22 protein-coding genes are annotated in these 26509 nt (G+C 68.3%); 11 read left to right on the forward strand and 11 right to left on the reverse strand.

The window, feature by feature from the left end; genetic code table 11:
• Window positions 1-70 precede the first annotated feature (70 nt).
• From F816_RS0105230 to F816_RS0105260, 7 genes are all read left to right on the forward strand, one after another.
• Window positions 71-1078 carry a TAXI family TRAP transporter solute-binding subunit gene (locus F816_RS0105230; RefSeq protein ID WP_019593821.1) on the forward strand — a complete coding sequence of 336 codons (1008 nt, stop codon included), beginning with the start codon at window positions 71-73 and terminating at the stop codon, window positions 1076-1078.
• Window positions 1071-3854 (forward strand): TRAP transporter permease, encoded by a 2784-nt coding sequence (locus F816_RS0105235; protein ID WP_019593822.1) that lies wholly within the window; start codon window positions 1071-1073, stop codon window positions 3852-3854. The genes F816_RS0105230 and F816_RS0105235 overlap by 8 nt, the downstream gene beginning before the upstream one ends.
• 28 nt (window positions 3855-3882) lie before the next feature.
• Complete coding sequence (locus F816_RS0105240; protein WP_018146111.1) at window positions 3883-4287, forward strand: DUF302 domain-containing protein; 405 nt, start codon at window positions 3883-3885, stop codon at window positions 4285-4287.
• 23 nt (window positions 4288-4310) lie between these two features.
• On the forward strand, window positions 4311-5420 hold the full coding sequence (gene glcE / locus F816_RS0105245; protein ID WP_019593823.1) for a glycolate oxidase subunit GlcE: 1110 nt from the start codon (window positions 4311-4313) through the stop codon (window positions 5418-5420).
• 4 nt (window positions 5421-5424) lie between these two features.
• Window positions 5425-6690, forward strand: coding sequence for a glycolate oxidase subunit GlcF (gene glcF, locus F816_RS0105250; RefSeq protein ID WP_019593824.1), 1266 nt, complete (start codon window positions 5425-5427; stop codon window positions 6688-6690).
• A 64-nt stretch (window positions 6691-6754) separates the two neighbouring features.
• On the forward strand, window positions 6755-7939 hold the full coding sequence (locus F816_RS0105255; RefSeq protein ID WP_019593825.1) for an alanine--glyoxylate aminotransferase family protein: 1185 nt from the start codon (window positions 6755-6757) through the stop codon (window positions 7937-7939).
• Window positions 7940-8009: 70 nt separating this feature from the next.
• Window positions 8010-8339, forward strand: a complete 330-nt coding sequence (locus F816_RS0105260; RefSeq protein ID WP_019593826.1) for a hypothetical protein — start codon at window positions 8010-8012, stop codon at window positions 8337-8339.
• A gap of 286 nt (window positions 8340-8625) precedes the next feature.
• Here F816_RS0105260 and F816_RS0105265 read toward each other — a convergent pair whose 3' ends face one another.
• The 6 genes from F816_RS0105265 to F816_RS0105290 form a co-directional block, all read right to left on the reverse strand.
• The gene (locus tag F816_RS0105265; protein WP_026333138.1) at window positions 8626-9156 is read right to left on the reverse strand and encodes a phosphatase PAP2 family protein; all 531 of its coding nucleotides are present in this window, start codon (window positions 9154-9156) and stop codon (window positions 8626-8628) included.
• A complete protein-coding gene (locus F816_RS0105270; protein WP_019593828.1) occupies window positions 9131-10363 on the reverse strand; it encodes a glycosyltransferase family 1 protein in 1233 nt (410 codons plus the stop codon). The genes F816_RS0105265 and F816_RS0105270 overlap by 26 nt, the downstream gene beginning before the upstream one ends.
• A 24-nt stretch (window positions 10364-10387) precedes the next feature.
• Entirely contained in the window at window positions 10388-11128 is a 741-nt protein-coding gene (locus tag F816_RS0105275; RefSeq protein WP_019593829.1) for a 1-acyl-sn-glycerol-3-phosphate acyltransferase, read from the reverse strand.
• A gap of 4 nt (window positions 11129-11132) precedes the next feature.
• Window positions 11133-11948, reverse strand: coding sequence for a GNAT family N-acetyltransferase (locus tag F816_RS0105280; RefSeq protein WP_019593830.1), 816 nt, complete (start codon window positions 11946-11948; stop codon window positions 11133-11135).
• Window positions 11949-12105: 157 nt separating this feature from the next.
• Window positions 12106-12519, reverse strand: coding sequence for a rhodanese-like domain-containing protein (locus F816_RS0105285; protein ID WP_018146120.1), 414 nt, complete (start codon window positions 12517-12519; stop codon window positions 12106-12108).
• Window positions 12520-12597: 78 nt separating this feature from the next.
• Window positions 12598-14631 carry a thioredoxin domain-containing protein gene (locus tag F816_RS0105290; protein ID WP_019593831.1) on the reverse strand — a complete coding sequence of 678 codons (2034 nt, stop codon included), beginning with the start codon at window positions 14629-14631 and terminating at the stop codon, window positions 12598-12600.
• A gap of 102 nt (window positions 14632-14733) precedes the next feature.
• Here F816_RS0105290 and lgt point away from each other — a divergent pair, with 102 nt between their 5' ends.
• The 3 genes from lgt to F816_RS0105305 are packed head-to-tail and all read left to right on the forward strand — an operon-like array spanning window position 14734 to window position 16884.
• Window positions 14734-15549 (forward strand): prolipoprotein diacylglyceryl transferase, encoded by an 816-nt coding sequence (gene lgt / locus F816_RS0105295; RefSeq protein WP_019593832.1) that lies wholly within the window; start codon window positions 14734-14736, stop codon window positions 15547-15549.
• A 1-nt stretch (window position 15550) separates the two neighbouring features.
• Window positions 15551-16369: a thymidylate synthase gene (locus tag F816_RS0105300; RefSeq protein ID WP_019593833.1), complete on the forward strand. Its 819-nt coding sequence runs from the start codon at window positions 15551-15553 to the stop codon at window positions 16367-16369.
• Between the two features lie 17 nt (window positions 16370-16386).
• Window positions 16387-16884 carry a dihydrofolate reductase gene (locus F816_RS0105305; RefSeq protein WP_019593834.1) on the forward strand — a complete coding sequence of 166 codons (498 nt, stop codon included), beginning with the start codon at window positions 16387-16389 and terminating at the stop codon, window positions 16882-16884.
• 67 nt (window positions 16885-16951) lie between these two features.
• On the opposite strand, the gene znuB is transcribed toward F816_RS0105305, so the two are convergent.
• Both znuB and znuC read right to left on the reverse strand, forming a co-directional pair.
• Window positions 16952-17773, reverse strand: coding sequence for a zinc ABC transporter permease subunit ZnuB (gene znuB / locus F816_RS0105310; protein ID WP_018948685.1), 822 nt, complete (start codon window positions 17771-17773; stop codon window positions 16952-16954).
• Window positions 17770-18603: a zinc ABC transporter ATP-binding protein ZnuC gene (znuC, locus tag F816_RS0105315; protein WP_019593836.1), complete on the reverse strand. Its 834-nt coding sequence runs from the start codon at window positions 18601-18603 to the stop codon at window positions 17770-17772. Before znuC ends, znuB begins: the two co-directional genes overlap by 4 nt.
• 44 nt (window positions 18604-18647) lie before the next feature.
• Here znuC and F816_RS0105320 point away from each other — a divergent pair, with 44 nt between their 5' ends.
• Entirely contained in the window at window positions 18648-19760 is a 1113-nt protein-coding gene (locus F816_RS0105320) for a zinc ABC transporter substrate-binding protein (RefSeq protein ID WP_019593837.1), read from the forward strand.
• 271 nt (window positions 19761-20031) lie between these two features.
• Here the strand turns inward: F816_RS0105320 and F816_RS0105325 are convergent, their stop codons facing one another.
• Genes F816_RS0105325 through F816_RS0105335 form a run of 3 tightly spaced genes read right to left on the reverse strand, consistent with a single transcriptional unit; the run spans window position 20032 to window position 26362 of the window.
• Entirely contained in the window at window positions 20032-20391 is a 360-nt protein-coding gene (locus F816_RS0105325; protein WP_019593838.1) for a diacylglycerol kinase, read from the reverse strand.
• Window positions 20392-20415: 24 nt separating this feature from the next.
• Entirely contained in the window at window positions 20416-23958 is a 3543-nt protein-coding gene (locus F816_RS0105330) for a PAS domain S-box protein (protein WP_019593839.1), read from the reverse strand.
• Window positions 23959-23989: 31 nt separating this feature from the next.
• Entirely contained in the window at window positions 23990-26362 is a 2373-nt protein-coding gene (locus F816_RS0105335) for a PAS domain S-box protein (protein ID WP_019593840.1), read from the reverse strand.
• Between the last annotated feature and the right edge of the window lie 147 nt (window positions 26363-26509).

The raw sequence follows: 26509 nt of genomic DNA on the forward strand, positions 1-26509 counted from the left end.
CCGGCTGCGACCGTGTACATTGGCCCGCGATTCCCTACACTTCCGAAATCGCCTGTTCCCCGGAGCCCGTATGCGAGGACGACCCAACCACCGCACCGCGAGACGCCGCACCCGACACCTGACCGTTGGGCTGCTTGCCCTCGGCCTGTTGCTGCTCGCGCCCCTGGCCCAGGCGGAACAACGCTTCATCAACATCGGCACCGGCGGCGTCACCGGCGTGTACTACCCGGCCGGCCAGCACCTGTGCCGGCTGTTCAACACCCGCCGCGACAGCCACGGGATGCGCTGCACCGCGGAGAGTACGGGCGGTTCGGTGTTCAACCTGAACATGGTGCGTTCCGGCGACATGGACTTCGGGGTGGCCCAGTCGGATCTCCAGTACCACGCCTATCACGGCAGCGGCCGCTTCGAGGCCTTCGGGCCCGCCGACCACCTGCGCGCGATGTTCAGCCTGCATCCGGAACCGCTGACCCTGGTGGTCCGCCCGGACGCGGACATCGCGGGCCTGGACGACCTGCCGGGCAAGCGGGTGAACATCGGCAATCCCGGCTCCGGCCAGCGCACCCTGATGGAACAACTGATGGCGGAGCTCGGCTGGGACCACGACACCTTCCGCCGCGTCGGCGAACTGCCCTCGCGCGAGCAGGCGCAGGCGCTGTGCGACAACCGGATCGACGCCTTCGTCTTCTCGGTCGGGCATCCGTCGGCGGCGATCCAGGAGCCCATCGCCACCTGCGACGCCCGCCTGGTGTCCATCGAGGGCCCGGCGATCGAGGAGCTGATCCGCTCAACGCCCTATTACCTCACGGCCGTGATCCCCGCCGATACCTACCCGGGGCAAGACCAGGACATCCGCACCTACGGGGTCGGTGCCACCCTGGTCACCTCGGACCGCACCTCGAACACGGCCGCCTACGAGCTGACCCGCGCCGTCTTCGACAACTTCGAGACCTTCCGCGGCCTGCACCCGGCCTTCAGCGGTCTCGAACGCGAGGGCATGGTGGACGAGGGTCTGTCCGCCCCCATACACCCCGGCGCCCGGCGCTACTTCCGCGAGGCAGGACTGATCGATGACTGAGACTCGACCCCAGGACCCAGCCGAACCGGATGACCGCCAGGTCGCCGAGCTGGAAACCGGCGGCCGCCACCCGGGCCGCGCTACCCGCAGCCTGATCTGGCTCACGGCCGTGGCCTGGTCGCTGTTCCAGATCTGGATCGCCGCGCCGATCGCCGACTGGGTGGATGTCTTCGTCGTCTCCGAGACCGAGGCCCGCTCGATCCACCTGGCGTTCGCGATCTTCCTCGGCTATCTGCTGTTCCCGGCGGTCCGCGCCACCGCCCGCGGCAAGGGCTGGCAGCACGCCATCGGCATCCTCTATGCGCTGGGTGGGCTGGCCCTGATTGCACTGGGGCTGTGGCAGTTCCTCGGCCTGGAACGCCTGGGCGAGGTCTACCTTGCGGTCGGCATCGCCCTGGTCGCCGTGGCCTGGCCACTGCTGCGCGGGAACGACCCCGTCCATCGCGTGCCGCTGGGCGACTGGGTGTTCGCCGCGGTTGCGGCCTTCAGCGCCCTGTACCTCTACCTGTTCCACGAGGCCCTGGCGGCGCGCCCCGGCGCCCCCACCGAACTGGACCTAATCATGGCCGGGATCGGTCTGATCCTGCTGCTGGAGGCCACCCGCCGGGTGCTCGGCCCGGCGCTGACCATCATCGCCGCGATCTTCCTGTTCTATACCTTCGCCGGGCCGCTAATGCCGGACCTGATCGCCCATCGCGGCGCCAGCTACCCGCGCGCGATGGCCCAGCAATGGCTGTCCAACGAGGGGGTGTTCGGCATCGCGCTGGGGGTCTCCACCAGCTTCGTGTTCCTGTTCGTTCTGTTTGGCGCACTGCTGGAACGCGCCGGGGCCGGCGACTACTTCATCCGCGTCGCCTTCGCACTGCTCGGGCACCTGCGCGGCGGACCGGCCAAGGCGGCGGTACTGGCCTCCGGGATGACCGGCGTGGTCTCCGGGTCGTCGATCGCCAACGTGGTCACTACCGGCACCTTTACTGTTCCGCTGATGAAACGGGTCGGTTTCGCCCCGCACAAGGCCGGGGCCGTGGAGGTTGCCAGTTCGGTCAACGGGCAGCTGATGCCGCCAGTGATGGGCGCCGCCGCGTTCCTGATGGTCGAGTACGTCGGCATCCCCTATGTCGAGGTGCTCAAGCACGCCATCCTGCCGGCGCTGATCGCCTATATCGCGCTGATCTACATCGTCCACCTGGAGGCCTGCAAGAACGGTATGGAGGGCCTCCAGCGCGCCACCGTGACGACCTGGCGCGGGCGCCTGATCAGCTTCGCCCTGACCGTGGCCAGCCTGATCATCCTGGCGGGTGCGGTGTACTGGGGACTGGGCTGGATCAAGACCGTCGCCGGCGACGCCGCGGCCTGGATCATCGCCGGCCTGTTGTTCGCGACCTACCTGGTGCTGGTCTGGATCGTCGCGCGCGAGCCGGACCCCGAGGCCCTGGATACCGAACGCCCGCTGCCGCGAGTCGCCCCCACGGTCCTGAGCGGGCTGCACTTCCTGCTGCCGCTGGTGGTCCTGGTCTGGGCGCTGGTGGTCGAACGCCTGTCGCCGGGGCTGGCGGCGTTCTGGGCGGTGGCGTTCATGATCTTCATCGTGCTGACCCAGCGCCCGCTGGTCGCCCTGTTCCGGCGTCAGGGGCGTCTCCTGCAAGCCGCGTGGGTCGGGGTCTGGGAACTGTTCCAGGGCTTCGAGACCGGCGCGCGCAACATGATCGGTATCGGCCTGGCCACCGCCGCGGCCGGGATCATCGTCGGCACGGTGGCGATGACCGGCGTCGGGCTGGTGCTGACCGACCTGGTCGATACCCTGTCCGGCGGCAACCTGCTGCTGGTGCTGATACTGACCGCGGTGATCAGCCTGGTCCTTGGCCTGGGCCTGCCGACCACCGCGAACTACATCATTGTGGCGACCCTGATGGCCCCGATCATCGTCGATCTGGGGGCCCAGCACGACATCCTGATCCCGCTGATCGCGGCCCACCTGTTCGTGTTCTACTTCGGCATCATGGCCGACGTGACGCCACCGGTGGGCCTGGCCTCTTTTGCCGGCGCGGCAATCGCGAAGGCCGATCCGATTCGCACCGGGATCCAGGCCTTCGCCTATAGCCTGCGCACCATCGCGTTGCCGTTCTTCTTCATCTTTAACAGCCAGTTGCTGTTGATCGGGGTGGACAACGTGTTCCAGCTGGCACTGGTCTTCCTCGGCTCGCTGGCCGGCATCCTCGCCTTTACCGCGGCCACCCAGGGCTGGTTCCTAACCCGCAGCCACTACTGGGAGTCCGCCGCGTTGATGGTAGTCGCCTTCGTGCTGCTGGTCCCGACCGTGCTGATGGACCGCATCGCGGCTCCCTATCAGCACCAGCCGGCGGAGACCCTGCTCGAGGTCGTCGAGACCATCCCGGACCGCCACTCGCTGCGCCTGGAGGCCACCGGCATCGATCTGGAGGGCCGCGAGATCACCCGCACGGTGATGTTCCCCCTGGGCGACCCCGACCTGGCCCCGCGCGAGCGTCTGGCCGACGCCGGGCTGGACGTGCGCTTCGACCCGGACGACCAGAAAGCACAGATCCAGACGGTCGCTTTCGGCAGCCCGGCCGGCCGAGTAGGGTTGGAGGGTGGCTGGACCATCACCGGCGTACTGGTGCCGACCGAGCGCCCCAGCCCATACTGGTTCTACCTTCCGGCCCTGGCGCTGGGACTGCTGGTAGTCTGGAATCAGCGCCGACGCGCGGAACCGCCGGGGCGCGGCCCTTCCGCCGACACCCCCGCCCTTTCGGCGTAACCACGAACCGCAATCGGAGTACACCGCAATGGAACAACCCAACTACGGCTTCAATGTCATCGTGAAGGGCGGCATCGAGGACGTGATCGCGCAGACCACGGCCGCCCTCGGCGAGGAGGGCTTCGGCATCCTCAGCGATATCGACGTCGCTGCGGCCTTCAAGAAGAAACTGGATCTGGAGCATCGCCCCTACCGCATCCTCGGCGCCTGCAACCCGAACCTTGCACGCCAGGCCGTCGAAGCCGATCCCAACATCGGCCTGCTGCTGCCCTGCAACGTCCTGGTGCAGGACAACGAGAACGGCACCTGCACGGTCGGCTTCATGGACCCGGTCGCGGTCATGGGTCTGGTCGACAAACCCGGTGTCGAAGACCTGGCCGGCGAGGTACGCCATCGTCTGGAGCGCGTGCGTCTGACCCTCGAGACCGGCTAGTCCCCAGCTTCGCGAGCACACCTATGGATACTGGAACCGACCAGTCCGCCGGGCTGGCCGAGCGCATCCGAACGGCCGTCGCCGCCGGGCACCGCCTGGCGATCGCCGGAGGCGGCAGTCAGCGCGCGCGTGCCTTCCCCACGGGCTTCGAACCGGATGTCCAGCCACTGGAGGCCAGCGGCCATCACGGCATCGTCAACCTCGCACCCAGCGAGCTGGTGGTGACCGTGCGCGCCGGCACGCCGGTGATGGAACTGCAGGCCGCGCTGGAAGAGGTGGGCATGATGCTGCCCTTCGAACCGGCCATGCCCACACCGTCCAGCACCGTGGGCGGCATGGTGGCCGTGGGCCTGTCCGGTGCACGCCGCCCCTGGACCGCCAGCCTGCGCGACGCCGTGCTTGGCACCCGCATCGTCAACGGTCGCGGCGAGATCCTGCGCTTCGGCGGCGAAGTGATGAAGAACGTCGCCGGTTTCGACGTCTCGCGGCTGATGGCCGGCAGCCTCGGCAGCCTGGGCCTGCTGCTGGAGGTCAGCTTCAAGCTGCTGCCCGCCCCCGCCTACCAGGCCTGGCTGCGCCAGGAGAGCTCCGCCGCGGCCTTCATCGAGCAGGCGCGCGACTGGGGCCGTACGGCCCTGCCGTTCTCGGGCCTGGCCTGGGCTGACGGTATCGGCCACATCCGCCTGGGCGGTGGCCAGGAGGCCGTGCAAGAGGCCGCCGAGCGCCTGGGCGCGGCACCGGACATCGACGGCCCGGCCTTCTGGGCGCAACTGCGCGATCGGCACCTGCCCTTCCTCACCCGACCCATGGCCCGCGGCGAGCGCCTGTGGCGTCTGAGCCTGCCGCCCGCCACCCCGCCGCTGGATCTGCCCGGTGAATGGCTGCTCAACTGGGGCGGCGGCGAGCGCTGGCTGCGCTCCACGGCCACCCCGGACGCAGTGCGCGCTGCCACCGAGCAAGCGGGCGGACACGCCCGCCTGTGGTCCGGCGATCCGGCGGGGGCGGCCTGGCTGCACCCCCGCGCCCCGGCCCATGCGCGCCTGGAGGGCGAGGTCCGCGCCGCCCTGGACCCTGACGGCGTGTTCTTCGCCCCGCTGATCACCCCTCATCCACGCACCGTGCCGGCGAGCTGAGGCCATGGAAACTCGCCTGCACCCTCGCTTCGAGAATGATCCGGCGGCGCGCATCGCCGAAGACGCCCTGCGTGCCTGCGTGCACTGTGGCTTCTGCAACGCGACTTGTCCCACCTATCAGGAACAGGGTGACGAGCTGGACGGCCCGCGCGGACGCATCTACCAGATCAAGCAGGTCCTGGAGAGCGGCGAGGCCAATACCACCACCCGCACCCACCTGGACCGCTGCCTGACCTGTCTCAACTGCATGACCACCTGCCCCTCCGGGGTCGATTACAACCACCTGGTCGCCTTTGGCCGGGAGGTGATCGAGGAAGATCTCCAGCGCGGCTGGCGCGACCGGCTGCTGCGCAGCCTGCTGGTGCGCGTGCTGCCGGCGCGCTGGCCGTTCCGTGCGGCCCTGGGGCTGGGCCGCCTGGCCCGTCCGCTGCTACCCGCCGCCCTGAAACGCCGCGTGCCCGCGCGACACAGTGCCCGACCCGGCGCAACCCGCATGGGTCCAGCGACACTGGCGGGCTTTCCGCACGGGCGCGTCCTGTTATTGGGCGGCTGCGTGCACGATGCGATCGACGCCCGCATCAACGCCGCACTCCGGGGCCTGCTGGGGCGCCTTGGCATCGAGGTGGTCGAGGCCGGCGAGGCCCGCTGCTGCGGCGCGGTGGAACACCACCTGGCGTTCGCAGAGCGCACCCGCGAGCGGGTCCGGGCCAACCTCGACGCCTGGGAGTCGATTCTTGCGGACGGGGTGGACGCCGTCGTCAGCACCGCCAGTGGCTGCGGCGTGATGCTGCGCGACTACGCGCACATCCTGGCCGACGACCCGACGTATGCCGCACGCGCCGCCCACTTCACGGCGCAGGTCCGCGACCCGGTTGAGCTATTCGATATCCAGACCATCCGCAGCCTCGACATCCGGGCGCCGGCAGATCACCCGCCCGTCGCCTGGCATGCGCCCTGCACCCTGCAGCACGGCCAGGGCCTGGCCGGCCGCGTGGAACCGCTACTGCGGGCCGCCGGCTTCCACCTGGTGCCGGTCGCCGAGCCGCATCTGTGCTGCGGCTCGGCCGGAACCTATTCCATCCTCCAGCCGGCAATGGCGGGCCGTCTGCGCCAGCGCAAGCTGGACAACCTCGAAGCCAGCGGCCCCGCGCGCATCGTGACCGCCAACATCGGCTGCCAGACGCACCTGCAGTACGGGACCGATACGCCCGTCGAGCACTGGCTCACACTGCTCGAACGCCACTGCCCCGCAACTCCCGCCGGTGCGTAGGGGCGCTTGCCCAAGCCCCGGCGGCACTCTAGATTCCCCCTTTTCCAATCCGGTAGACGCATCCATGCAGGCAAAATCCTTCCTCCCCCCGCAGCGCACCCTGATGGGCCCCGGCCCCTCCGACGTGAACCCGCGCGTGCTCGCCGCGATGAGCCGCCCGATCATCGGGCACCTGGACCCGGTGTTCGTCGGCATGATGGAAGAGATGAAAGGCCTGCTGCAGTACGCCTTCCAGACCAAAAACGCGCTGACCCTGCCGGTCTCTGCCCCCGGTTCCGCCGGCATGGAGACCTGCTTCGTGAACCTGGTCGAGCCGGGTGACAAGGTCATCGTCTGCATCAACGGCGTGTTCGGCACCCGGATGAAGGAGAACGTCGAGCGCTGCGGCGGTACCGCCGTCCTGGTCGAGGACGATTGGGGCGCCCCGGTCTCCCCCGAGAAGGTCGAGGACGCGCTGAAGGGCAACCCGGACGCGAAAATCCTGGCCTTCGTGCACGCCGAGACCTCCACCGGGGCGCGCTCGGATGTCGAGACGCTGTGCCGCCTGGCCCGCGAGCATGACTGCCTGAGCATTGTGGATTCGGTCACCGGCCTGGCCGGCAGCCCGCTGTACGTCGACGACTGGGGCGTGGATGCCATCTACTCCGGCTCGCAGAAGTGTCTTTCCTGCACCCCGGGCCTGTCGCCGGTCAGCTTCAGCGAACGCGCGGTGGAACGCATCCAGGCCCGCAGCCACAAGGTGCAGAGCTGGTTCCTCGACCTCAACCTGGTCATGGGCTACTGGGGCGGCGGCGGCAAGCGCGCCTACCACCACACCGCGCCGATCAACGCCCTGTACGCCCTGCACGAATCGCTGGTGATCCTCGCCGAGGAAGGCCTGGAAAACAGCTGGTCGCGCCACGATCGTCATCACGCTGCCCTGCGCGCCGGCATCGAGGCCATGGGCCTGAGCTTCCTGGTGGACGCCGAGCATCGCCTGCCGCAGCTGAACACCATCCACGTGCCGGAAGGCGTCGACGAGGCCGCAGTACGTGCCGAACTGCTGAACCGCTACGGCCTGGAGATCGGCGCGGGCCTCGGCCCGTACGCGGGCAAGGTCTGGCGCATCGGCCTGATGGGCCATGGCGCCAACGAGAAGAACGTGCTGCTGTGCCTGTCCGCGCTGGAGGCCGTGCTGGCCGACATGGGCGCGGTCACCCCTGGCCGGGCACTGTCCGCCGCCCGCGCCACCTACGCGCAGCAAGGCTGAACCATTACCGGCCGCCGTCATCGCCCGCAGGCGATGACGGCGCTTCGAGACCCAACGGGAGACCTACCCCATGACGCTAAGTCAACTGCTGCAGTATCTGGACGAACACATGGACGGCGTGTTCCTGGACGGCGACCCCGCCGCGTCACTGGAAAAGGCGCGCAGCGGCGAACACCGCAACCCCATTGCGGCCGAGGTCCTGGTCGCCCTGATGGACGGCGCCGGTGCCGACAGCCCGGACGCCACCATGGAACGGGCCGAGGCGGTCAAGTCCATCGGCCCAACCCGCCTGAAGTACATGGGCGACGACGCCCCGGTCGAGGGCTTCCGCCTCGTGGAAAAGACCATCGTCACCATCGACGCCGCCTACAACGAGGAAGCACTCGCCCTGCGCGGCTGACGCCGGGCCCTGCCCCCGGACACAGCCGGCGGGGCATTCCGTGGGCCATCACCCCGGAAAGGCCTGAACGCCCCTCCATCCCGGCCGGAGTGAAACCCTCCTCGTCATCCCGGCCGGAGCGAAGCTGTCACCGCCCCCCCGGCCGGAGCAAACCTCTCCCCGTCATCCCGGCCGCAGCGAAGCGGAGAGCCGGGATCTCCGGGAACGCCCCGGGCCGTTCAACGAGATCCCGGATAACCGCTACGCGGTTTCCGGGATGACAAGGTGGGTGACGCAGGTTCGGCTGTCAGAGCAGGCTGACCAGTCCAAGAACGGTGGCAGCCACCGTTGCGCCGATCAAGGCGCCCATGGCGACATCACTCGGGTAGTGCAGGGCCAGCACCAGCCGCGAGGCGGCCACCAGCACCGCGAACGGCACGACCAGCCACGCCCACACCGGGAACCAGGCCACCAGGATCACCGTAAACCCCACCGCGTGCATCGTATGGCCGGAGGGGAAACTGAACTCGTCCAGCGGATCCACGGTGCGCGCGAACGGACGACCACGATGGCAGGGACGACGCCGGCTGGTGCGCCGCTTCAGCCACTTGTAGAGCGGCAGCGAGGCCAGTCCCACTGCCGCCATCTGCAGACTAACCCAGGCCGCCTGCGGCCCATGGATCAGTGGCAGGGCAAGCATCAGCGCATACCAGATGACCCCATCGCCCAGGCGGCTAATCCAGCCGAAGAACCCGCTGACGGCGCGGCGCCGATTGTAATGGTTGAACTGCTCGCAGATCGCCAGCTCCAGTTCATCCATCCATTGCAGGACTCGCATCACGCGGCTCTCCCAGGATTTCCAGACAAACCGTTTCGAACTCGGCGACCACCTCGACCCAATCAAGGCCCCGGGCGCACACCCGGGCGTGGCGCCCCATCTCTCTCCATCCCTCCCGGGCCTGTGCGAGTTCCGCAGCGACCGTGAGGAAAGCGGCCGCATCCACGGTGACGTCTCCGGCAAAGCGCACCCGGGCGCCGCTCACGCCGCTGATCACGTGCTCGTGAGCCGCCGCGGTATCGAAGGCCAGCACCGGGAGCCCGCTGGCCATGGCCTCGATCACCACGTTGCCGAAGGTCTCGGAGGTGGATGGGAACAGGAACAGGTCGGCGCTGGCGTAGTGCTGGGCCAGGGCCTGCCCCACCTGCTGCCCGGTAAAGATCAGGTCCGGGTGTGCCCGCTCAAGCGCGACACGGGAGGGTCCGTCGCCTACCAGTACCAGGCGGGCCTCGGGCACGCGCTCCTGCAACACACGAAAGGCCTCCACCACCAGACCCAGATTCTTCTCTGGCGCCAGGCGGCCGACGTACAGGACCACCGGCCCGGGCCCCCATTGCCGGCGCAGGCGCGAGGATCGCCGTGCCGGCGTGAAGTGCCGGGTATCCACGCCGCGCGCCATCACCCGCACGCGCTCGAAGCCATGGCCTGCAAGGCTTGTGGCCAGTGCCTGCGTGGGGGCCAGGGTTACGTCGCAGCGATTGTGGAAACGGCGCAGGACGGCCCGCACCAGAGGCGTCAGCCAACCCACGCCGTAGTAGCGGGCATAGCCATCGAAATGGGTGTGGAACCCCGATGCGACGGGGATCCCGAGGCGCCGTGCCGCGCGCAGGGCCGAGTGGCCAAGCGGCCCTTCGGTCGCGACATACACAGCATCGGGCCGGTGTTCGGTCCACAGCGCCGTCAAGCGCCGGCGAGCCGGCAATCCCATGCGCAAACCGCTGTAGCCCGGAAGCGGCAACCCCGGCAGTGGCCGCTCCTCCATTAAACCATCCGTCTCCAGCGGGTCCACGACGACGGCCTTCGATTCGCCCGGCTGACACGGACGGAGCACCTGCACGCGATGGCCGCGGCTACGCATCCCCTCAACCAGGCGCGCGAGGGTATGGGCCACACCATTGACCTCCGGTGGCCAGGTCTCGGTCACCAGGGCAAGGTTCAGACATGTGCGGGAGGGGCGACGGGATTCCGTGTGTAGCGGCGACGACATGGTGAACCTCCTCCCCGCCCGCCGCTACGAGGCGCGGGCGGTTCCCCGCCCCGAAGGCGGATCGACCGGCAGGCCGAGCACATCGACAATGGCGCTGCGGGCGCCGTCGGCCAGACTGCGCCGATCCTGGTTGGCGGATTCCCGCGGGGCCAGAAGATGCAGGTCCACCTGCGTCTCGCGTCGACACAACAGCTTCCAGACGTTCGCGATCAGGCGATCGTCTTCCGCGTAGGACACCGGCACCGGGCCGTTCGGCATGCCTTCGTAGGCCAGCGCCACCGGCTGCACCGGATGCTGGGTGCCGGCCACGGCCGCAAACAGTCGCGGATGAAACCGGCGCACGAACTCGCCGCGGCTGGTCGTGCCTTCCGGGAACACCACGAACTGCAGGCCCTCGTCGAGCCCGGCCTGCATCGCCTCGAAGTGGGCCGACGCCTGATTGGCCCCGCGTTCGATGAAGCGGGTGTCATGCTGACGGCCGAGCCAGCCGATGATCGGCCAACGTGCGATCTCCGCCTTAGAGAGGAAACAGGTGTCCATCGCGGCGCCGATCAGCGGGATATCCAGCCAGGAGACATGGTTGGCCACCACCAGTGACGTACGCCGGGGTTCCTCACCATGGATCCGGAGCCGCACACCCACGATCCACAGCGCGCGGTCGTACCAGGCGCGGCGGATGCGGCTGCGTTCCGCGAAGTCGGCCCCCCGGCGGACCATCCACCAGGTCAGCCAGACCCCCGCCAGCATGTGCAGCACGATGCGCATCAGCCTACCCAGTGCCCGCAGTGTTCCGGTCATGCCCCGTTCCTCGGCTTGCGGGCGTCATAGCGCCCATGAAGTGCCGATGGTAACGGTCCGGCATGGCGCGCACATCCAGCAGGACAAGCACGTCGGCCACGTTGAAGTCGGGATCGAAACAGGCCTCGCCACAGACCCGGGCACCCAGGCGAAGGTAGGCTTTCAGCAACGGCGGCAGCCCGGTACGGCTGGGCGTGCCATGGCAGATGGTCAGGGAATTGGGCAGCGGCCGGCGCGGCGTCACCCGCAGACGTGATGGCGCTCGATGGAACAGGCGTAGCCAGGCCAGTTGGGCCGGCGTCTGCTCGCTCAATGGCAGGCTCGCACAGCCCATCAGGTAGTCGTAGCGATGGGCGTTCATGAACCGCGCCAGGCCGGTCCACAGCGCGTTGATTGCGCCCCCCTGACGATGATCCGCGCGCACGCAGGTGCGGCCGATCTCCAGGGTCTTCCCCGGGAGATTCATCAAAGGACCCAGTTCGAATTCGGACAGCGAGTAGAAACCACCGGCCGTGCTGGCGCTCTCCTCGGTCAGGATGCGCGTGCAGGCAACCACCGTACCGGAGCGCCGTTCGCGCACCAGCAGGTGATGACAGAAGGGGTCCAGGGGATCCCGGTCCAGACCGGATCCAGTATCCGGAAGCGCAGCCCCCATCTCGCCGGCGAAGACCTCATGGCGCAGGCGCTGGGCCGCCTCGAGGTCCGACGGGCTGGACGCGAGGTGGACGCGGTAGGCGGCTTCGTTCGCCGCGATCGGTGTAGCTGGGGACAGCTGCGGTTCGCTCATGCTGGCGACCTCCGGTTGAACTGTCCCGGAGACTACGCCGCGTGGTTGACCGCCCCGTGTAGGAACGATGACGGTCGGATGAACCCGCCGCCGGAACCGTGCCCGAATACGGCACCGTTCGGGGCGGAGGCCCCTGCCCCCGCCCCGCCAGCCCCTGCTACGGCAGCGGGCCCGTGTAGGCGCCGGATTCCACCGGCAGGTCCTCGCCTTCCCAGCTCTTGATACCACCGGCGATGTTCACCACGTTGGTGAACCCCATGTCCTGCAGTCGCTGCACGGACATCGCGGCACGGCCGCCGGTTGCGCACATCACGGCCACCGGCTTCTCGCGCGCGTTCACCAGCGCATCAATGCGGTGCGGGGTGTTGGGATCGGCGGCGCCCTCCAGCAGGCCGCGCGGGACGAGGATGGAATTCGGCGCGTGCATCTTTTCGAACTCGTAGGGCTCGCGCACATCCACCACCAGCCAGTCCTCGCCGTTCTCCATCTTCTCGGCAAGATCCGCCGGGGCGATCTCCTTCACGTTCTTCCGCGCCTCGGCGACGAAATCCATCAGCTTTTTCTCGCTCATTCGAACATTCCCTTTTGCAATGAATCGGTCAATTCCCGCAGGAGCCCTCATTCTACCGTGGGTGCGAGTCCGGGCGATTCAACCCTCGTCGAGCGCGCGTTCCAGCGCAACGGGATTGGTCACCGGAGCCGCGCACTGCAACCCACGACAGACATAGGCCCGCACGCCCGTCTCCGGGGCGGCTTTCTCCGCGAGCGCGGCGGGCAGATCGCCGGCCTGCGCGGGAATCGCGAAGGCCCACACCGGAGCATCCTGCGCCCGCAGTCGCTGCTGCCACGCGGGAAGTTCGTCGGCCGGCCCCCGCAGCACGACCAGGGCCGGCGCCTGGTAATGGATGTCCAGCGCGGTCAGCAGGCTCATGTGGCCCAGTGGCGCCTGCTCGACCATCGGGCCGGCGTTCGCCAGCGTGCGCTCGGCCGCCTCCAGGTAGCGGGGTTCGGACAGCAGGAACCCGAGTTTCTGCAATACCTGAGCGGCGGTCCCGTTGCCGGCTGCCATGGCATCGTCGGCATAGACCTTCGGGCGCTGGATCAGTGCCTCGTGATCCCGGGCGGTGAAGAAGAAACCGCCCTGTTCGCGATCCTCGAATTCCTCCAGCAGGGTGTCGGCCAGCGTGGTGGCCCAGGCCAGCAGGTCGCTGTCCCACTCGGCCTCCAGCAGCGCCAGCGTGGCCTCCAGCAACAGGGCGTGATCGTCCAGGTAGGCGCGCGGCATCGCGCCGGTCGCCCCCTCGCGCACGCTGGCGTACAACCGGCCGTCGCGCCACAGACGCTCGCGCACGGCGGTCATCGCCTCGCGTGCCAGGCGCAACCATTCCGGGCGCTCCAGGGCGCGCGTGGCACGCGCCAGGCCCGAGATCATCAGGGCATTCCAGGCGCCCAGGATCTTCTCGTCGCGATGCGGCCGCACCCGGTCCTCGCGTGCCGCGAGCAGTCGTTCGCGGGCACCGTCCAGACGCGTGTTCGCCTCCGCCTCGTCGATCCCCAGCGCATCCGCGACGGTCGCCGCTGGCGCCACTTCGTGCAGATGCCAGCGCCCCTCGAAATTGACCGGACCGTTGAGCCCCCAGACCCGGCTGGCGACGGCCCACTCGTCCTCCGTCAGGAGCGCCTGGACCGTCTCCGGGTCCCAGACATAGAAGCGTCCTTCCTCGCCCTCGGAGTCCGCGTCCAGGCTCGAATAAAAGGCCCCGGAGGGATCCCGCATCTCGCGCTCCAGCCAGGCGACCGTCGGCTCCACCACCCGCCGCGCGCGTTCGTCGCCGTGCGCGGCGCGCTCAGCGTACAGCCCCAGCAACGGCCCGTTGTCGTAGAGCATCTTCTCGAAGTGCGGGATCATCCAGCGGGCATCCACCGAGTAGCGGCAAAAGCCACCGCCCACCTGATCGAAAATCCCGCCGGCGGCCATCGCACCCAGGGTACGGGCCAGCATGCGCTCCGCCTCGGCATCGCCATGGCGCGCCGAGTGCCAGGCCAGCCACTCGAGCGAGGCTGGGTGCGGGAACTTGGGGGCGTCCCCAAAACCGCCGAACTGCTCGTCGAAGGTCTTCGCCAGTTCGGCGCGCCCCTTGTCGATGACACTGAGGGCCGGGATCGCGCCACCGGCCGGGCTGTAGATCCGCCCCAGTGCCTGCTGCAACGAGTCGTTCTGGCGCTGGATCTCCTCGGGGTGCTCGGCGAGGAAATCGGACACCCGGCTCATCAGGTCCACGAACGATGGCAGGCCGTGGCGCGGGGTGTCCGGGAAGTAGGTCCCGGCGAAGAACGGCACCTGGTCCGGGGTCAGGAAGACGGTCAGCGGCCAGCCACCGGGGCGCTGCGACAGCAGCATGTGCGCGTTCTGGTAGATGCGGTCGAGGTCCGGGCGCTCCTCGCGGTCCACCTTGATGTTGACGAAGCGTTCGTTCATCACCGCGGCGGTGTCCGGGTCCTCGAAGGACTCATGGGCCATCACGTGGCACCAGTGGCAGGCAGAGTAGCCAATCGAGAGCAGGATCGGCTTGTCCTCGCGGCGTGCGCGCTCCAGCGCCTCCTCGCCCCAGGGGTACCAGTCCACGGGATTGTCGGCGTGCTGCAGCAGATACGGGCTGCTGGCCCCGGCCAGTCGATTCATCGCGCGGCCTCCTGGAAAAATGGATCCGGCCGCCCGCATGCAGGTGCATGCCGGGGCCCGGGCGAGTAGCATGTGCAGCCGGTTTTTCATCCGCAAGCGCCCATGCCCACACACCCGTTTATCGACCCCGTTGCCCTGTCCATCGGCCCACTGACCCTGTACTGGTACGGCCTGACATACCTGGTCGGATTTGTCGCCTTCTGGGCGCTGGGCGTATGGCGCACACGCAGTCGCAACTGGGACCCCCTGCACCCCTGGCAGGTCGGTGACCTGCTGTTCTGGGGCGTACTCGGGGTCGTCGTCGGCGGGCGGCTCGGCTATGCACTGTTCTACAATCTCGACACGACGCTGGCCGACCCGCTGAGCCTGTTCCGCATCTGGGAGGGCGGCATGGCCTTCCACGGCGGGCTGGCCGGCGTGCTGGTCACCTGCTGGCTATACGCCCGCAAGATCGGCCAGCCGTTCTTCCGTCTGACGGACTTTATCGCCCCGCTGATCCCGATCGGCCTCGGGGCCGGGCGCATCGGCAACTGGATCAACGGCGAGCTGTGGGGCAAACCCACCGACCTGCCCTGGGCCATGGTCTTCCCGGCCGCGGACTACATCCCCCGTCATCCGTCGCAGCTGTACCAGGCCTTCCTCGAGGGGCTCGTGCTGTTCGTGGTGTTGTGGGTCGTCTCGCGCCAGCCGCGGCGTACCGGACTGATCTCCGGGTTGTTCCTGACGCTTTACGGCAGCTTCCGCTTCGCGGTCGAGTTCGTCCGCGTGCCCGACGCCCATCTCGGCTACCTCGCCTTCGACTGGCTCACCATGGGGCAGGTCCTGACCCTGCCGGTGATCCTGTTCGGCGTTGCCCTGATCGTCTGGTCGCGGCGCAATCCGCTGCCCGCACCCCGCCCGACCCCGGAGACCGCCTGAGATGCAGCAATACCTGGACCTGGTGCGGCACATCCGCGACCACGGCACGGACCGCCCGGACCGCACCGGTACCGGCACGCGCTCGGTATTCGGCTACCAGATGCGCTTCGACCTGGCCGACGGCTTCCCGCTGGTCACCACCAAACGCACCCACCTGCGCTCGGTAATCCACGAACTGCTGTGGTTCATCGCCGGTGACACCAATGTCGACTACCTGCGCGAGCACAAGGTCCGCATCTGGGACGAGTGGGCCACCGAGGCCGGCGACCTGGGTCCCGTCTACGGCGCGCAGTGGCGCAACTGGGCCGGCCACGACCAGCTTGCCGAACTGATCGACAACCTGAGGAACCGCCCCCACTCCCGGCGCCACATCATCAGTGCCTGGAACGTGGCCGACCTGCCGGATGAATCCATCTCGCCACAGGCCAACGCGGAGGCCGGGCGCATGGCCCTGGCGCCCTGCCACACCCTGTTCCAGTTCTACGTGGCCGACAATCGCCTGTCCTGCCAGCTCTACCAGCGCAGCGCGGATGTCTTTCTCGGCGTGCCGTTCAACATCGCCAGCTACGCCCTGCTGACCCACATGCTCGCGCAGGTGGTGGGCCTGAAGCCCGGCGAGTTCGTCCATACCTTCGGCGACGCCCACCTCTACCGCAACCACCAGGAGCAGGTCGAAGAACTGCTCGGGCGGGAGCCGCTGCCGTTGCCAACCCTGCACCTGAACCCGGACGTCACCGACCTGTTCGCCTTCACCTTCGACGACATCGAGGTGCGCGACTACCAGTCCCACCCCCCGATCAAGGCCCCCATCGCCGTTTGAGCGTTTCCGGAGTCCGCATGCCCCAACCCGAGATTCACCTGATGGTCGCGCTCGATCCGGATCACGTGATCGGACGCGACAACGACCTGCCCTGGCACCTGCCGAAGGACCTGCAGCACTTCAAGCGGATGACCGCCGGCCACCCGATGATCATGGGTCGGCGCACCTTCGAGTCCATCGGACGGCCGCTGCCGAATCGCCGCAACCTGGTGCTGACGCGCCAGGCGGACTGGCAAACGGATGGCGTCGAGGTCTACCGCGATCTCGACGCGGCGCTGGCCACCATCGAGGCGGGTCCGGCCTTCGTGATCGGCGGCGCCGGTCTGTTCGAGGAGGCCCTGCCACGGGCCGACGTTCTGCACCTGACCCGGGTGCACAAGTGCCATGCCGGGGACACCTGGTTTCCCGCCATCGACCCCGCGGACTGGGACATCGTCTGGTCCGAGCGCCACGAAGCCGACGACCGCCACACCTGCCCCTTCACGTTCGAACGCCTCGAACGCCGCCAGCCCTGACAGCTACCCCCGCGCCCCTTTTGTCCACCACGAAGCGCACGAAGGCACGAAGGCACGAAGAAGGACTTCAGCGCCCGCCGAAGTGCGGGATCAGGCGCGCCGGCAACAGGTGGACCAGGATGAAGCCCAGCATCGCGGCGACCACGATGGTCGGGCCCGTGGGGGTGTCGTACTGGAAGGAACCCCACAGCCCGGCCCCTACCGCGAGCATGCCGATGACCGCGGCGAGGATCGCCATCTGTTCGGGGGTATTGGCGAAGCGCCGCGCACTGGCCGCCGGGATGATCATCAGCGCGGTAATCAGCAGCACGCCGACCACCTGCATCGCCGCTGCGATCACCAGCGCGATCAGCAGCATCAGGCCCAGCCGCACCAGAAGTACCGGCACGCCCTCCACCTGGGCTAATTCCTCGTGCACGGTCAGCGCCAGCAACGGACGCCACAGCAGGATCAGCAGCAGCAGCGCCACCCCACCGCCGATCGCGATGGACATCAGGTCGTTGGTGCCCACCGCGAGGATGTCACCGAACAGGTAGGCCATCAGATCCACCCGCAACCCCTCGATAAAGGTGACGGCGACGATCCCCAGCGACAGCGAACTGTGCGCGAGGATCCCGAGCAGGGTGTCCGAGGCCAGTTCCTGACGCCGTTGCAGCAAAACCAGCAGGATGGCGATGGCCACGCACACGATCGTGACCATCAGGTTCAGGTTCAGCCCCAGGAGCACCCCCAGGGCGACGCCCAGCAGCGCCGAATGGGACACGGTATCGCCGAAATAGGCCATGCGCCGCCAGACCACAAAGGCCCCCAGCGGACCCGCGACGGCGGCCACCATCAGCCCCGCCAGGAGGGCACGAATCAGGAAATCGTCGAGCAGGCCATCCATCATCGGGAACCGCCCCCGGGGCCGGGCCGGTGGGCATGGCCGCAGCCGGCGTGATGTTCGTGCACATCCCCGGCCACATCGTGCACGTGGTCGTGATCGTGCCGGTAGACGCCGATCCCCTGCATGTCCGTCTCCGGGAACAGGCGCTGGTACTCCGGATGCCGCGATACCTCCTCCGGCCGGCCCGTGCAGCAGACATGCTGGTTCAGGCAGATCACCGCGTCAGCCCCGGCCATCACCAGATGCAGATCGTGCGACACCATCAGCACCCCGCAGCCGGTCTCGTGGCGGATGTCATCGATCAGTTTGAACACCTCGCCCTGGCCGACGATATCCACGCCCTGCGCCGGCTCGTCCAGCACCAACAGGTTGGGGCGATTGAGCAGGGCGCGCGCCAGCAGCACCCGCTGCATCTCGCCACCGGAGAGCGACTGCACCGGCTTGTGCAGCAGATGCGGCACCCCGACCCGCTCCAGGCGCTCGCGCAGTGCGGCCTCCGGGGCCCGCTGGCGCAGCGTCAGGAAACGCCGCACCGACAACGGCAGCACCGGCTCGATCTGCAGGCGTTGCGGCATGTAGCCGATGCGCAGGCCGCGGCGCCGCTCCACCTTGCCCTGCCCCGGCTTCCAAAGCCCCAGCAGAACCCGCAACAGGGAGGTCTTGCCCGCGCCATTGGGGCCGATCACCACGGTCACCTCGGCCGGACGCACCTGGACCGAGACATGATCCAGGATTACCCGCCCGCCGCGTTCCAGCGAGACGTCGCGGGCGGCCAGCAACGGCGAGGCGTCCGTCACCGGCTGCGCGTGCGGGGAAGGGGTTTCGCGATTCATACTGGTATACTATAACGTTATTGAATCCGATGGAGAATGCTCGCATGCGATCCGCTACCCGCCGCCCGACGACCTTCCCCGCCCTGCTGCTGGCCCTGGCGTTGCTGGTGACGGTGGCCGTGCCCGCTCAAGCCGACAACCCGCGCATCGTCGCATCGATTCTACCGATTCACAGTCTGGTTGCCGCGCTGGCCGGCGACACCCACGAGGTGGAACTGCTGGTGCCGGCCAGCGCCTCGCCCCACGGCTATTCCATGCGTCCCTCCGAGGCACGGCGCCTGCAGCAGGCCGACCTGGTGGTCTGGGTCGGTCCGGAGCTCGAGGGCTTTCTGGAGCGCTCGCTGCACGGGATCGCCGACCGCGCGACGGTCATCAGCCTGATGCACGACCTCGATCTCGACCTTCTGGAGGGCCGCACCGGGGGCGTATGGGAAGGCCATCATGACCACGGCGACGATGGCGGCCATGGGCATGACGATCACGGCGATCATGGACATGACCATCATGCCCACGACGATCACAACGGACACCCGGACCACGCACACGACCATGACGCGAACGACCACGCTGCTCACGGCTCGGATGATCATGGACACGCCGCGCATGACGACGGGCACGGGCATGCACATGGCGATTACGACAGCCACCTGTGGCTGTCGCCGGCCGTCGCACGGGCCATCGTCGAACAACTCGCCGAGCGCCTCGCGGAACTCGATCCGGAACAGGCCGCAACGATCCGGGACAACCGGGACGGCCTGCTCCAGCGCATCGACGAGCTGGACGCCAGGATCGCCGAGCAACTGGCCCCGGTACGCGACCAGCGCTTCATGGTGTTTCACGACGCCTACCAGTACTTCGAGCAGCACTACGGCCTGAACGCGGCCGGCTCCATCAGCATCGACCCCTCGCGCATGCCCGGGGCCCGCCGGCTGTCCGAACTGCGCACGCGCCTGGCACAGGGCGATGTCGCCTGCCTGTTCACCGAGCCGCAGTTCCGCCCGGCGTTGGCGGAAACCGTGGCCGAGGGCACCGGCACCCGGCTCGGCATGCTCGATCCGATCGGCGCGGAGCTGGAACCCGGCCCCGATGCCTGGTTCCACTTGATGCAGGGCATGGCCGACGGCTTCACCGACTGCATGGCACACAACGGCTCCTGACGGACCCGCATGCCCCACGGGCGGGAGCCTGGACATCGTCGCCGGGATTCCTCCCCCGCCATACCGGTCGCCGATGGCCCTATAGTTCGTCGCCCGGGACACCACCCGCCCCATTGCCGTCACCCCAGGCACCGCCCACCCTATGCCGTCATCCCGGAAACCGCCTAGCGGTTATCCGGGATCTCCCACGCCGCGACAGCCCCCAACGCCGGAGATCCCGGCGCTACGGCCGCGATGACGGAATGGAGAAGGCACGGATGTCCCACCGCGGTCAGAGCAGGATCAGCCCCCAGACCAGCGCCGCCAGCAGGAAGCTGACCAGCACCGCCGCCGAGGCCATGTCCTTGGCGCGGGCCGACAGTGGATGGCGCTCGTCGCCGAACCGATCGATCGCCGCCTCCACTGCCGAGTTCAGCAGTTCCACCACCAGGATCAACAGCACACTGCCCACCAGCAGCGCCCGCTCCACCCCGCTCTCGCCCAACCAGATCGCCAGCGGCAGCAATACCGCGAGCAACGCCAGTTCCTGACGAAACGCCGACTCGTGCTGATAGGCCTCGCGCAGTCCGCGCCAGGAATACCCGAAGGCATGCAGCACCCGGTTCAGGCCACGCCGGCCACTATGCGCCACCCGGATTCCCCTCGGTGCGCCCGGTCATGCGGCGGGCGGCGGCGCCAGGGCCACCCGGTTGCGGCCCTCGCGCTTGGCGCGGTAGAGCGCCTCGTCGACGCGCCGCAGCAGCTCGCCGCGCGGCTCGCCGGAATGGAATGCCGCCACGCCGAGGCTCACGGTCACCTCGCCCACCCGGGGAAAGGCATGCCCGGCCACGCGCGCCCGGACCAACTCCGCCACCCGGGCGCCTTCCTCCACCGCGGCGCCCGGCAGCAGGACCATGAACTCCTCGCCGCCCCAGCGGCCGAGTACATCCACCCTGCGCAGGCGCTCGCCCGCGACCCGGGTCACCTCCTGCAACACCACATCCCCGGTGGCATGGCCATAGGTGTCGTTGACCTTCTTGAAGTGATCGAGATCGAACATCACCAGCGCGAACCCCTGTCCATACCGCTCGGCACGCCGGACTTCGCGGTCCAGCAGGCTTTCGAAATACCGCCGGTTGGCAACCCCGGTCAGGCGATCATAGAAGGCCTGACGCTCGAGTTCCGCCTGGTTGCGTTCCAGCTCCTGCTGCGTGGCCTTCAGCTCGGTGATATCGACCGCCGTCCCGGCCACCCGGGTCACCCGACCCTCGGTGTCCGCAATCGGGTAGCGGCAGACGCGAACCCAGCGCTGCTCGCCGTCCGGGCGCCGTATGCGGAAGGTCTCGTCGGCCGTCCCGTCGCCGAAAGCCCCGGCAAGAAACACCGTCTCCACTCGATCGCGGTCCTCCGGGTGCACGGCCTCCAGCATCGCGGCCGAGTCGCGGTACAGATGCTCGCGGCTGTATCCCCAGACCCGCTCGTAGGCCGGATTGACGTACAGGATCGAATGCTCGTCCTGCAGCCAGAAGACCTCGTTCACGGAGCCGGCCAGTTGCCGGAAACGCGCCTCGCTCTCGCGCAGGGCATCCTCCACGGCCTTGCGTTGCGAGATGTCGCGCAGGATGGTCGAGATCTGCCGCACCTGACCGTGATCATCACGACGAACGATGATCACCTGGGACACCGGCACCTCGCGGCCTTCGCCATCCAGTACGGCGGTCTCGCCCTGCCAGATGCCCTCGCGCATTGCGACCGGGCCCGCCTCCTGCAGGATATCGTCCGCGGCCCAGGGCGGATGAAACCGCCGGATCGCGCCCTCCAGGGACTCCACCTCGACCGGCAGGCCCCGTGTGTCCCAGCCGGTCTCGGGGTCCCACGGCTCTCCGGAGGCCGGTGGCAGCCCGAACAATGCACGCCCACCCGCATTCAGGAACAGCATGCTGCCGTCCGGCCCGTGCATGCCGACCACATCGGGGGTGTGCTCCAGGATCCCGACCAGACGGCGCAGATTTTCCTCCAGTGCGCGGCGAGCAGTCACGTCCTGTACCGTCCCGATCAGGCGCCGGGGCTTGCCCCCGGTATCGCGCTCGACCGCGCCGCGCGTGTGGACCACGCGCTCACAGCCATCGGGCCGCAGGACGCGGAAATGAATGTCGTAATCCCCGGTCGCCAGCGCCGACTCCACCGTGGTGGCCACGCGGTCCCGGTCCTCCGGGTGCACAGCCTTCAGGAAGCCCGCATAGTTCGCCTCCCGATCCTCCCGCCGCAGGCCGAAGATACGATAGACCTCGTCCGACCAGCGCGTGCGATCCTCCTGGATCGTCCAGACCCAGCTCCCCACGTGCGCGATGCGCTGCGCCGCGGCCAGTTCCTCGCCACGCTCGCGCAGGGCCTCCTCCATCGCCACCTGCTCGGTAATGTCGATCATCACCCCGTGCCAGACGATACTGCCATCCCGGCGCGGTGCTTCCGGCGTCGCACGGCCCTCGACCCAGAGCGTCCCACGTATCGGATGACGGACGCGGTAACGCACCTGCCAGGGCCCCAGCGTGCGCGCCGACTCCTCGATGCTGGCCTGGATCCGCGGAAGATCCTCGGGGTTGACCCGGGCGAAGGCGGCGGCGGCGTCCTCCTGGACCATGTCCGGAGACAGCCCGTACACCCGCTGGACGCCTTCGCTGACGAACGGGAAGGCATAACGCCCGTCCGGATACAGGCGGTATTGGTAGATCGCCCCGGGCAGGTGGCTGGTTGCCTTGAGCAGGGGGGCCTCGCGTTTGCGCCGGGCGGTCTGGTCCTGGAACGAGACCACGGCGCCGTCGACCCGCCCGGATACGTCGAACGTGGGTGCGGTAAAGACGCTCACCGGAAACAGGGTCCCGTCGGCCCGCGCGAAGTGATCGTCCCAGGATTCCAGCGGTTTGCCGGTCTCGAGGACGCGGTAGATCGGACAGGCCTCGGGCGGATAGGGCGTCCCGTCCACCAGGGTGTGATGGTTGGTCGAATGCGCGTCCCGCCCGAGGGCATCGTCTTCGCTCTCGAAACCAAGCAGACGGCAGGCCGCCGGGTTCAGGAAGGTATAGCGGCCATAGCGATCCAGCCCAAACACCCCTTCGGCCAGGCTGCCCAACAGGCGCGTCTGGAAGGCCTCGGCCGCCCGCAGCTCGGTGACATCCTCGATCACCCCGTCGAACACGAACCGGCCATCCGCATCCTCGGTCCGGTAGGCGGTGATCCGTGCACGGAAGGGCCGTCCCCGCAGGGTCCTCAGATCCACTTCGCGACCGACCACCCGCCCATAAGCCTCGAGATCGCGACTGAACGCCTCGCGCTCGAGCGGATCGCGGTAGAGCTCGCGGACCGGCGTCGAGCGCAGTTCGATCTCGTTGGCGGCCTCGAACAGCTCCACCATGGCCGGATTGAGACGTACAAAGCGGCCCTCCGGCCCCGGCGTGTTGCGGTAGACCCCCACCGGGAGGCGACCGAAGGCCACGCCGTAGAACTCCAGCTCGTGTTCGTAGCGCCGGGTCTCCGACACGTCGTGAATGATCGAGTAGAGGTATCGGTGCCCGTCCAGCACCACCGGGCCGGAGTACACCTCGACATCACGAATCTCGCCCCCGCAAATGCGGTGGCGGAAGCGGAAGAAGCGGCGTTCCTCGCGGGCCGCCCGCTCCATCTCGGTGCGCACCGCGTCCGCCGAGAGCGTGTTGATATCCTGGATGTGCATCGCCTTCAGCGTCTCGGCCGAATAGCCGTAGAACGCCACCGCGGCCGGGTTGGCATCGACGATCCCGCCATCCTCCGGGTTGATCAGCAGCTTCGGGGTGGCATTGGCGGTAAAGGTCTGTTCGTAGACCTGGGCGGCCGAGTCGCCCGGCGCCCGGCGCTGGATGGTGGCAAGCCGCCCGTCCGGGTCGGGCGCCAGCACCAGCGTGCAGGCAACCGCCGGCGCGTCCTCCACGTGCGGCGCCCTGAACGAAAGCTCCAGGGTCACTTCGGCCGAACCGGAGCGCGCGAGGGCGTCCGTCAACGCCTTGTGCTGCCCCGGCGGCACACAATCGGCCAGCCATACACCATGGAGGTCGTCCGCCGCGCAGCCCAGCCATTCCGCCAGGCGCGCATTGGCCGCATGGATGCGACCGCTGGCCTCCAGAAACACCAACCCCACGGCGGCCCGGTGGAACAAGCCCGCGCCTGCCTGCTCCGCAGGATCCATCAAGTCTCCCTCAGCCGGTTGGCCGTGGCCGTCAATCCTGCCATACGACCCGATTGCGCCCCGAGCGCTTGGCCCGGTACATCGCATCGTCCGCGCGCTTGATCCAGTCCTTGATCGCCTCGCCACGACGACACTCGGCCACCCCCAGACTGATGGTCACCCGCCCGACCCGGGGCAGATCCAGCGCGGCCACCTGCCGGCGCAGATCCTCGGCCAGGCGGCAGGCATCTTCGGCCCGGGTACTGGGCAGCATGACCATGAATTCCTCGCCGCCCCAACGACCCAGCACATCGGACTGGCGCAAGCGTTCGCCGGCCGTCGCCACCACCCGGCGCAGGACCTCGTCGCCGATGTCGTGGCCATGGGTGTCGTTGATCCGCTTGAAGTGGTCCAGGTCCAGCATCACCAGCGAACAGGGGTCCGCATAGCGCTCCGCCCGCCGGGCCTCCTGCTCCAGCAATGCCTCGAAATGGCCCCGATTGGCGGCATCGGTCAGCGTGTCGTAGAAGGCCTGATATTCCAGCGCAGCCTCCAGCTCCTTCTGCCGCGAGATGTCGTGGAACATGGCGATGTAGTACTCGATCCCACCGCTGGCATCCCGGATCGCGGTCACGATCTCGTGCAGGGGGAAGATCCGGCCATCCTTGCGTCGGTTCCACACCTCGCCGGACCAGTGGCCGTTTGCACGCACGGACTGGAACATCTCCTCATAAAAGCCGCGGTCCTGACGGCCCGAATTCATGATGCGCGGATTCTGGCCCACCGCGTCTTCCTCGGTGAATCCCGTGAGCTCGGTAAAGGTCGCATTGACGCGCTGGATCGTACCCTCGACATCGGTGATGAAGATGGCCTGACTGCTGTCGAAGGTCGCCGCCAGCAGACGCTGCTCCTGCTCCAGATGATGGCGTTCGGTGATGTCCTGGACCGTGCCGATCATCCGCAGGGCCCGGCCAGCGGCATCGAACTCCACATAGCCACGTTCGTGCACCACTTGCTCCTGACCGTCCGGGCGCAGCACGCGGTGCACGGTATCGAACGCCCCGCCTCCTCCCAGCGAGGCATCCACCTCGGCCTGGACCCGTTCGCGATCGTCCGGATGCACCGCATGCATAAAGGCCTCGTGCGTCCCGCCCCATTCACCGCGGGACATCCCGAAAATCCGGAAGACCTCGTCTGACCAGCGAACCTCGTTGCGGACAAAATCCGACACCCAGTTGCCGATATGCGCGATGCGCTGGGCCTCGGCCAGCTCGCGCTCGCGCAGATGCAGGACCTCTTCGGCTTGCACGCGTTCGGTGATGTCCAGGATCACCCCGAACCAGAGCACACTGCCATCCTCCAGTGCCTCGGGACTGGCGTGCCCCTCCACCCAGATCTCGCCGCGCTCGGGGTGGCGCACTCGATAGCGCTGGCGCCACGATTCCAGGCAGCGCATGGAGGCCTCGATACTGGCGGCCACCCGCTCGACATCATCCGGGTGGATCACTTCGAAGACGTGGCTGGCGTCGCGCATCACGGCCTCCGGCGTCACGCCGTATACATCGGCCATGCCGTCGCTGGCATACGGGAACGACGCCCGGCCGTCCGGGTGCTGGCGGTACTGGTAGATGACCCCAGGCAGGTTGTGCGCAATCTTTTCCAGGTGGCGCTCGGTCTCCACCCGCGCCCCTACATCCTGGAAGGCGCCGACCAGTTCGACCACCGCCCCCTGACTGTCGCGGATCGCGGTGATCTGGTCCTCCAGCCATTGCCAGTGCCCGCTGGGCGTGCGCTGGCGATAGCTCAGGCGACAGAATCCGCGCGCGCCCTCGGCCAGCCAGCGCTTCACCTGACCGACACAGCGGCGGAAATCCTCGGGCGCCAGATGGGTCCGCAGCCAGTCCGGCTGGGTCGTGATCTGTTCCGGTGTCCAGCCAGTGACCGCCTGCACGTTGCGGCTGAGCCAGGTCATGGTGCCGAAGTCCGACGGGTCCATGGTGTAGATCACCGCGGGACTGGCACGCAGCAGGGTCTCGGTACGCTGCTGGGCCTCCTTGCGCGCGGCGATGTCGGCAATCACGACCAGCAGGGCCTCGGGACAGTCCTCGGTGGCCGGGATTCGGCTCGTGGTCATTTCCACCCAGCGCGTCTGGCCGGTGGCATCCAGCAGACGCGCCTCGAAGCTGCTGGTGCTGCAATCCCCGTTCAGCAGGGCGTGACGCCGCGCCGCGCAACGCTCGCGGTCGTCCGGGCACACGTAGTCTTGCAGGATCGCGTCGGTCAGATCCGCCGGATCGCAGGCCAGCAAGGCGCCCAGGTGGGGATTGGCGCGCAGGATGCGCCCCTCGGTATCCATCTCGGCCAGCCCCACCGGCGCATGCTCGAACAGCGCCGCATAGCCGTGGATGGCACAAATCTCGCTCATCGGGTTCCTTGCCCGTCTGTGTCTCTCTTTTCGGAGACTTCGTCAAAGACACGCCCGGCGTATCTTCTGCCCTCAGACCTGGCAGTGGATTGATAGACTGAATCCAGAAAACTACCAGATAATGAGTCTGGTTTCCGCTTGACCCCA

This window comes from Thioalkalivibrio sp. ALM2T (assembly GCF_000381505.1).
GTDB lineage: Bacteria > Pseudomonadota > Gammaproteobacteria > Ectothiorhodospirales > Ectothiorhodospiraceae > Thioalkalivibrio > Thioalkalivibrio versutus.

What these genes read in the sequence shown, in the direction of transcription:
- F816_RS0105235 (WP_019593822.1), top strand. Translation starts at nt 1,071, where the DNA reads ATGACTGAGACTCGACCCCAGGACCCAGCCGAACCGGATGACCGCCAG.
- F816_RS0105290 (WP_019593831.1), bottom strand. Translation starts at nt 14,631, where the DNA reads ATGAATCGACTGGCCGGGGCCAGCAGCCCGTATCTGCTGCAGCACGCC.
- znuC (WP_019593836.1), bottom strand. Translation starts at nt 18,603, where the DNA reads ATGAATCGCGAAACCCCTTCCCCGCACGCGCAGCCGGTGACGGACGCC.
- F816_RS0105260 (WP_019593826.1), top strand. Translation starts at nt 8,010, where the DNA reads ATGACGCTAAGTCAACTGCTGCAGTATCTGGACGAACACATGGACGGC.
- F816_RS0105270 (WP_019593828.1), bottom strand. Translation starts at nt 10,363, where the DNA reads ATGTCGTCGCCGCTACACACGGAATCCCGTCGCCCCTCCCGCACATGT.
- lgt (WP_019593832.1), top strand. Translation starts at nt 14,734, where the DNA reads ATGCCCACACACCCGTTTATCGACCCCGTTGCCCTGTCCATCGGCCCA.
- F816_RS0105330 (WP_019593839.1), bottom strand. Translation starts at nt 23,958, where the DNA reads ATGGATCCTGCGGAGCAGGCAGGCGCGGGCTTGTTCCACCGGGCCGCC.
- F816_RS0105305 (WP_019593834.1), top strand. Translation starts at nt 16,387, where the DNA reads ATGCCCCAACCCGAGATTCACCTGATGGTCGCGCTCGATCCGGATCAC.
- glcF (WP_019593824.1), top strand. Translation starts at nt 5,425, where the DNA reads ATGGAAACTCGCCTGCACCCTCGCTTCGAGAATGATCCGGCGGCGCGC.
- F816_RS0105265 (WP_026333138.1), bottom strand. Translation starts at nt 9,156, where the DNA reads ATGCGAGTCCTGCAATGGATGGATGAACTGGAGCTGGCGATCTGCGAG.
- znuB (WP_018948685.1), bottom strand. Translation starts at nt 17,773, where the DNA reads ATGATGGATGGCCTGCTCGACGATTTCCTGATTCGTGCCCTCCTGGCG.
- F816_RS0105230 (WP_019593821.1), top strand. Translation starts at nt 71, where the DNA reads ATGCGAGGACGACCCAACCACCGCACCGCGAGACGCCGCACCCGACAC.
- F816_RS0105275 (WP_019593829.1), bottom strand. Translation starts at nt 11,128, where the DNA reads ATGCGCATCGTGCTGCACATGCTGGCGGGGGTCTGGCTGACCTGGTGG.
- F816_RS0105320 (WP_019593837.1), top strand. Translation starts at nt 18,648, where the DNA reads ATGCGATCCGCTACCCGCCGCCCGACGACCTTCCCCGCCCTGCTGCTG.
- F816_RS0105285 (WP_018146120.1), bottom strand. Translation starts at nt 12,519, where the DNA reads ATGAGCGAGAAAAAGCTGATGGATTTCGTCGCCGAGGCGCGGAAGAAC.
- glcE (WP_019593823.1), top strand. Translation starts at nt 4,311, where the DNA reads ATGGATACTGGAACCGACCAGTCCGCCGGGCTGGCCGAGCGCATCCGA.
- F816_RS0105300 (WP_019593833.1), top strand. Translation starts at nt 15,551, where the DNA reads ATGCAGCAATACCTGGACCTGGTGCGGCACATCCGCGACCACGGCACG.
- F816_RS0105255 (WP_019593825.1), top strand. Translation starts at nt 6,755, where the DNA reads ATGCAGGCAAAATCCTTCCTCCCCCCGCAGCGCACCCTGATGGGCCCC.
- F816_RS0105280 (WP_019593830.1), bottom strand. Translation starts at nt 11,948, where the DNA reads ATGAGCGAACCGCAGCTGTCCCCAGCTACACCGATCGCGGCGAACGAA.
- F816_RS0105240 (WP_018146111.1), top strand. Translation starts at nt 3,883, where the DNA reads ATGGAACAACCCAACTACGGCTTCAATGTCATCGTGAAGGGCGGCATC.
- F816_RS0105335 (WP_019593840.1), bottom strand. Translation starts at nt 26,362, where the DNA reads ATGAGCGAGATTTGTGCCATCCACGGCTATGCGGCGCTGTTCGAGCAT.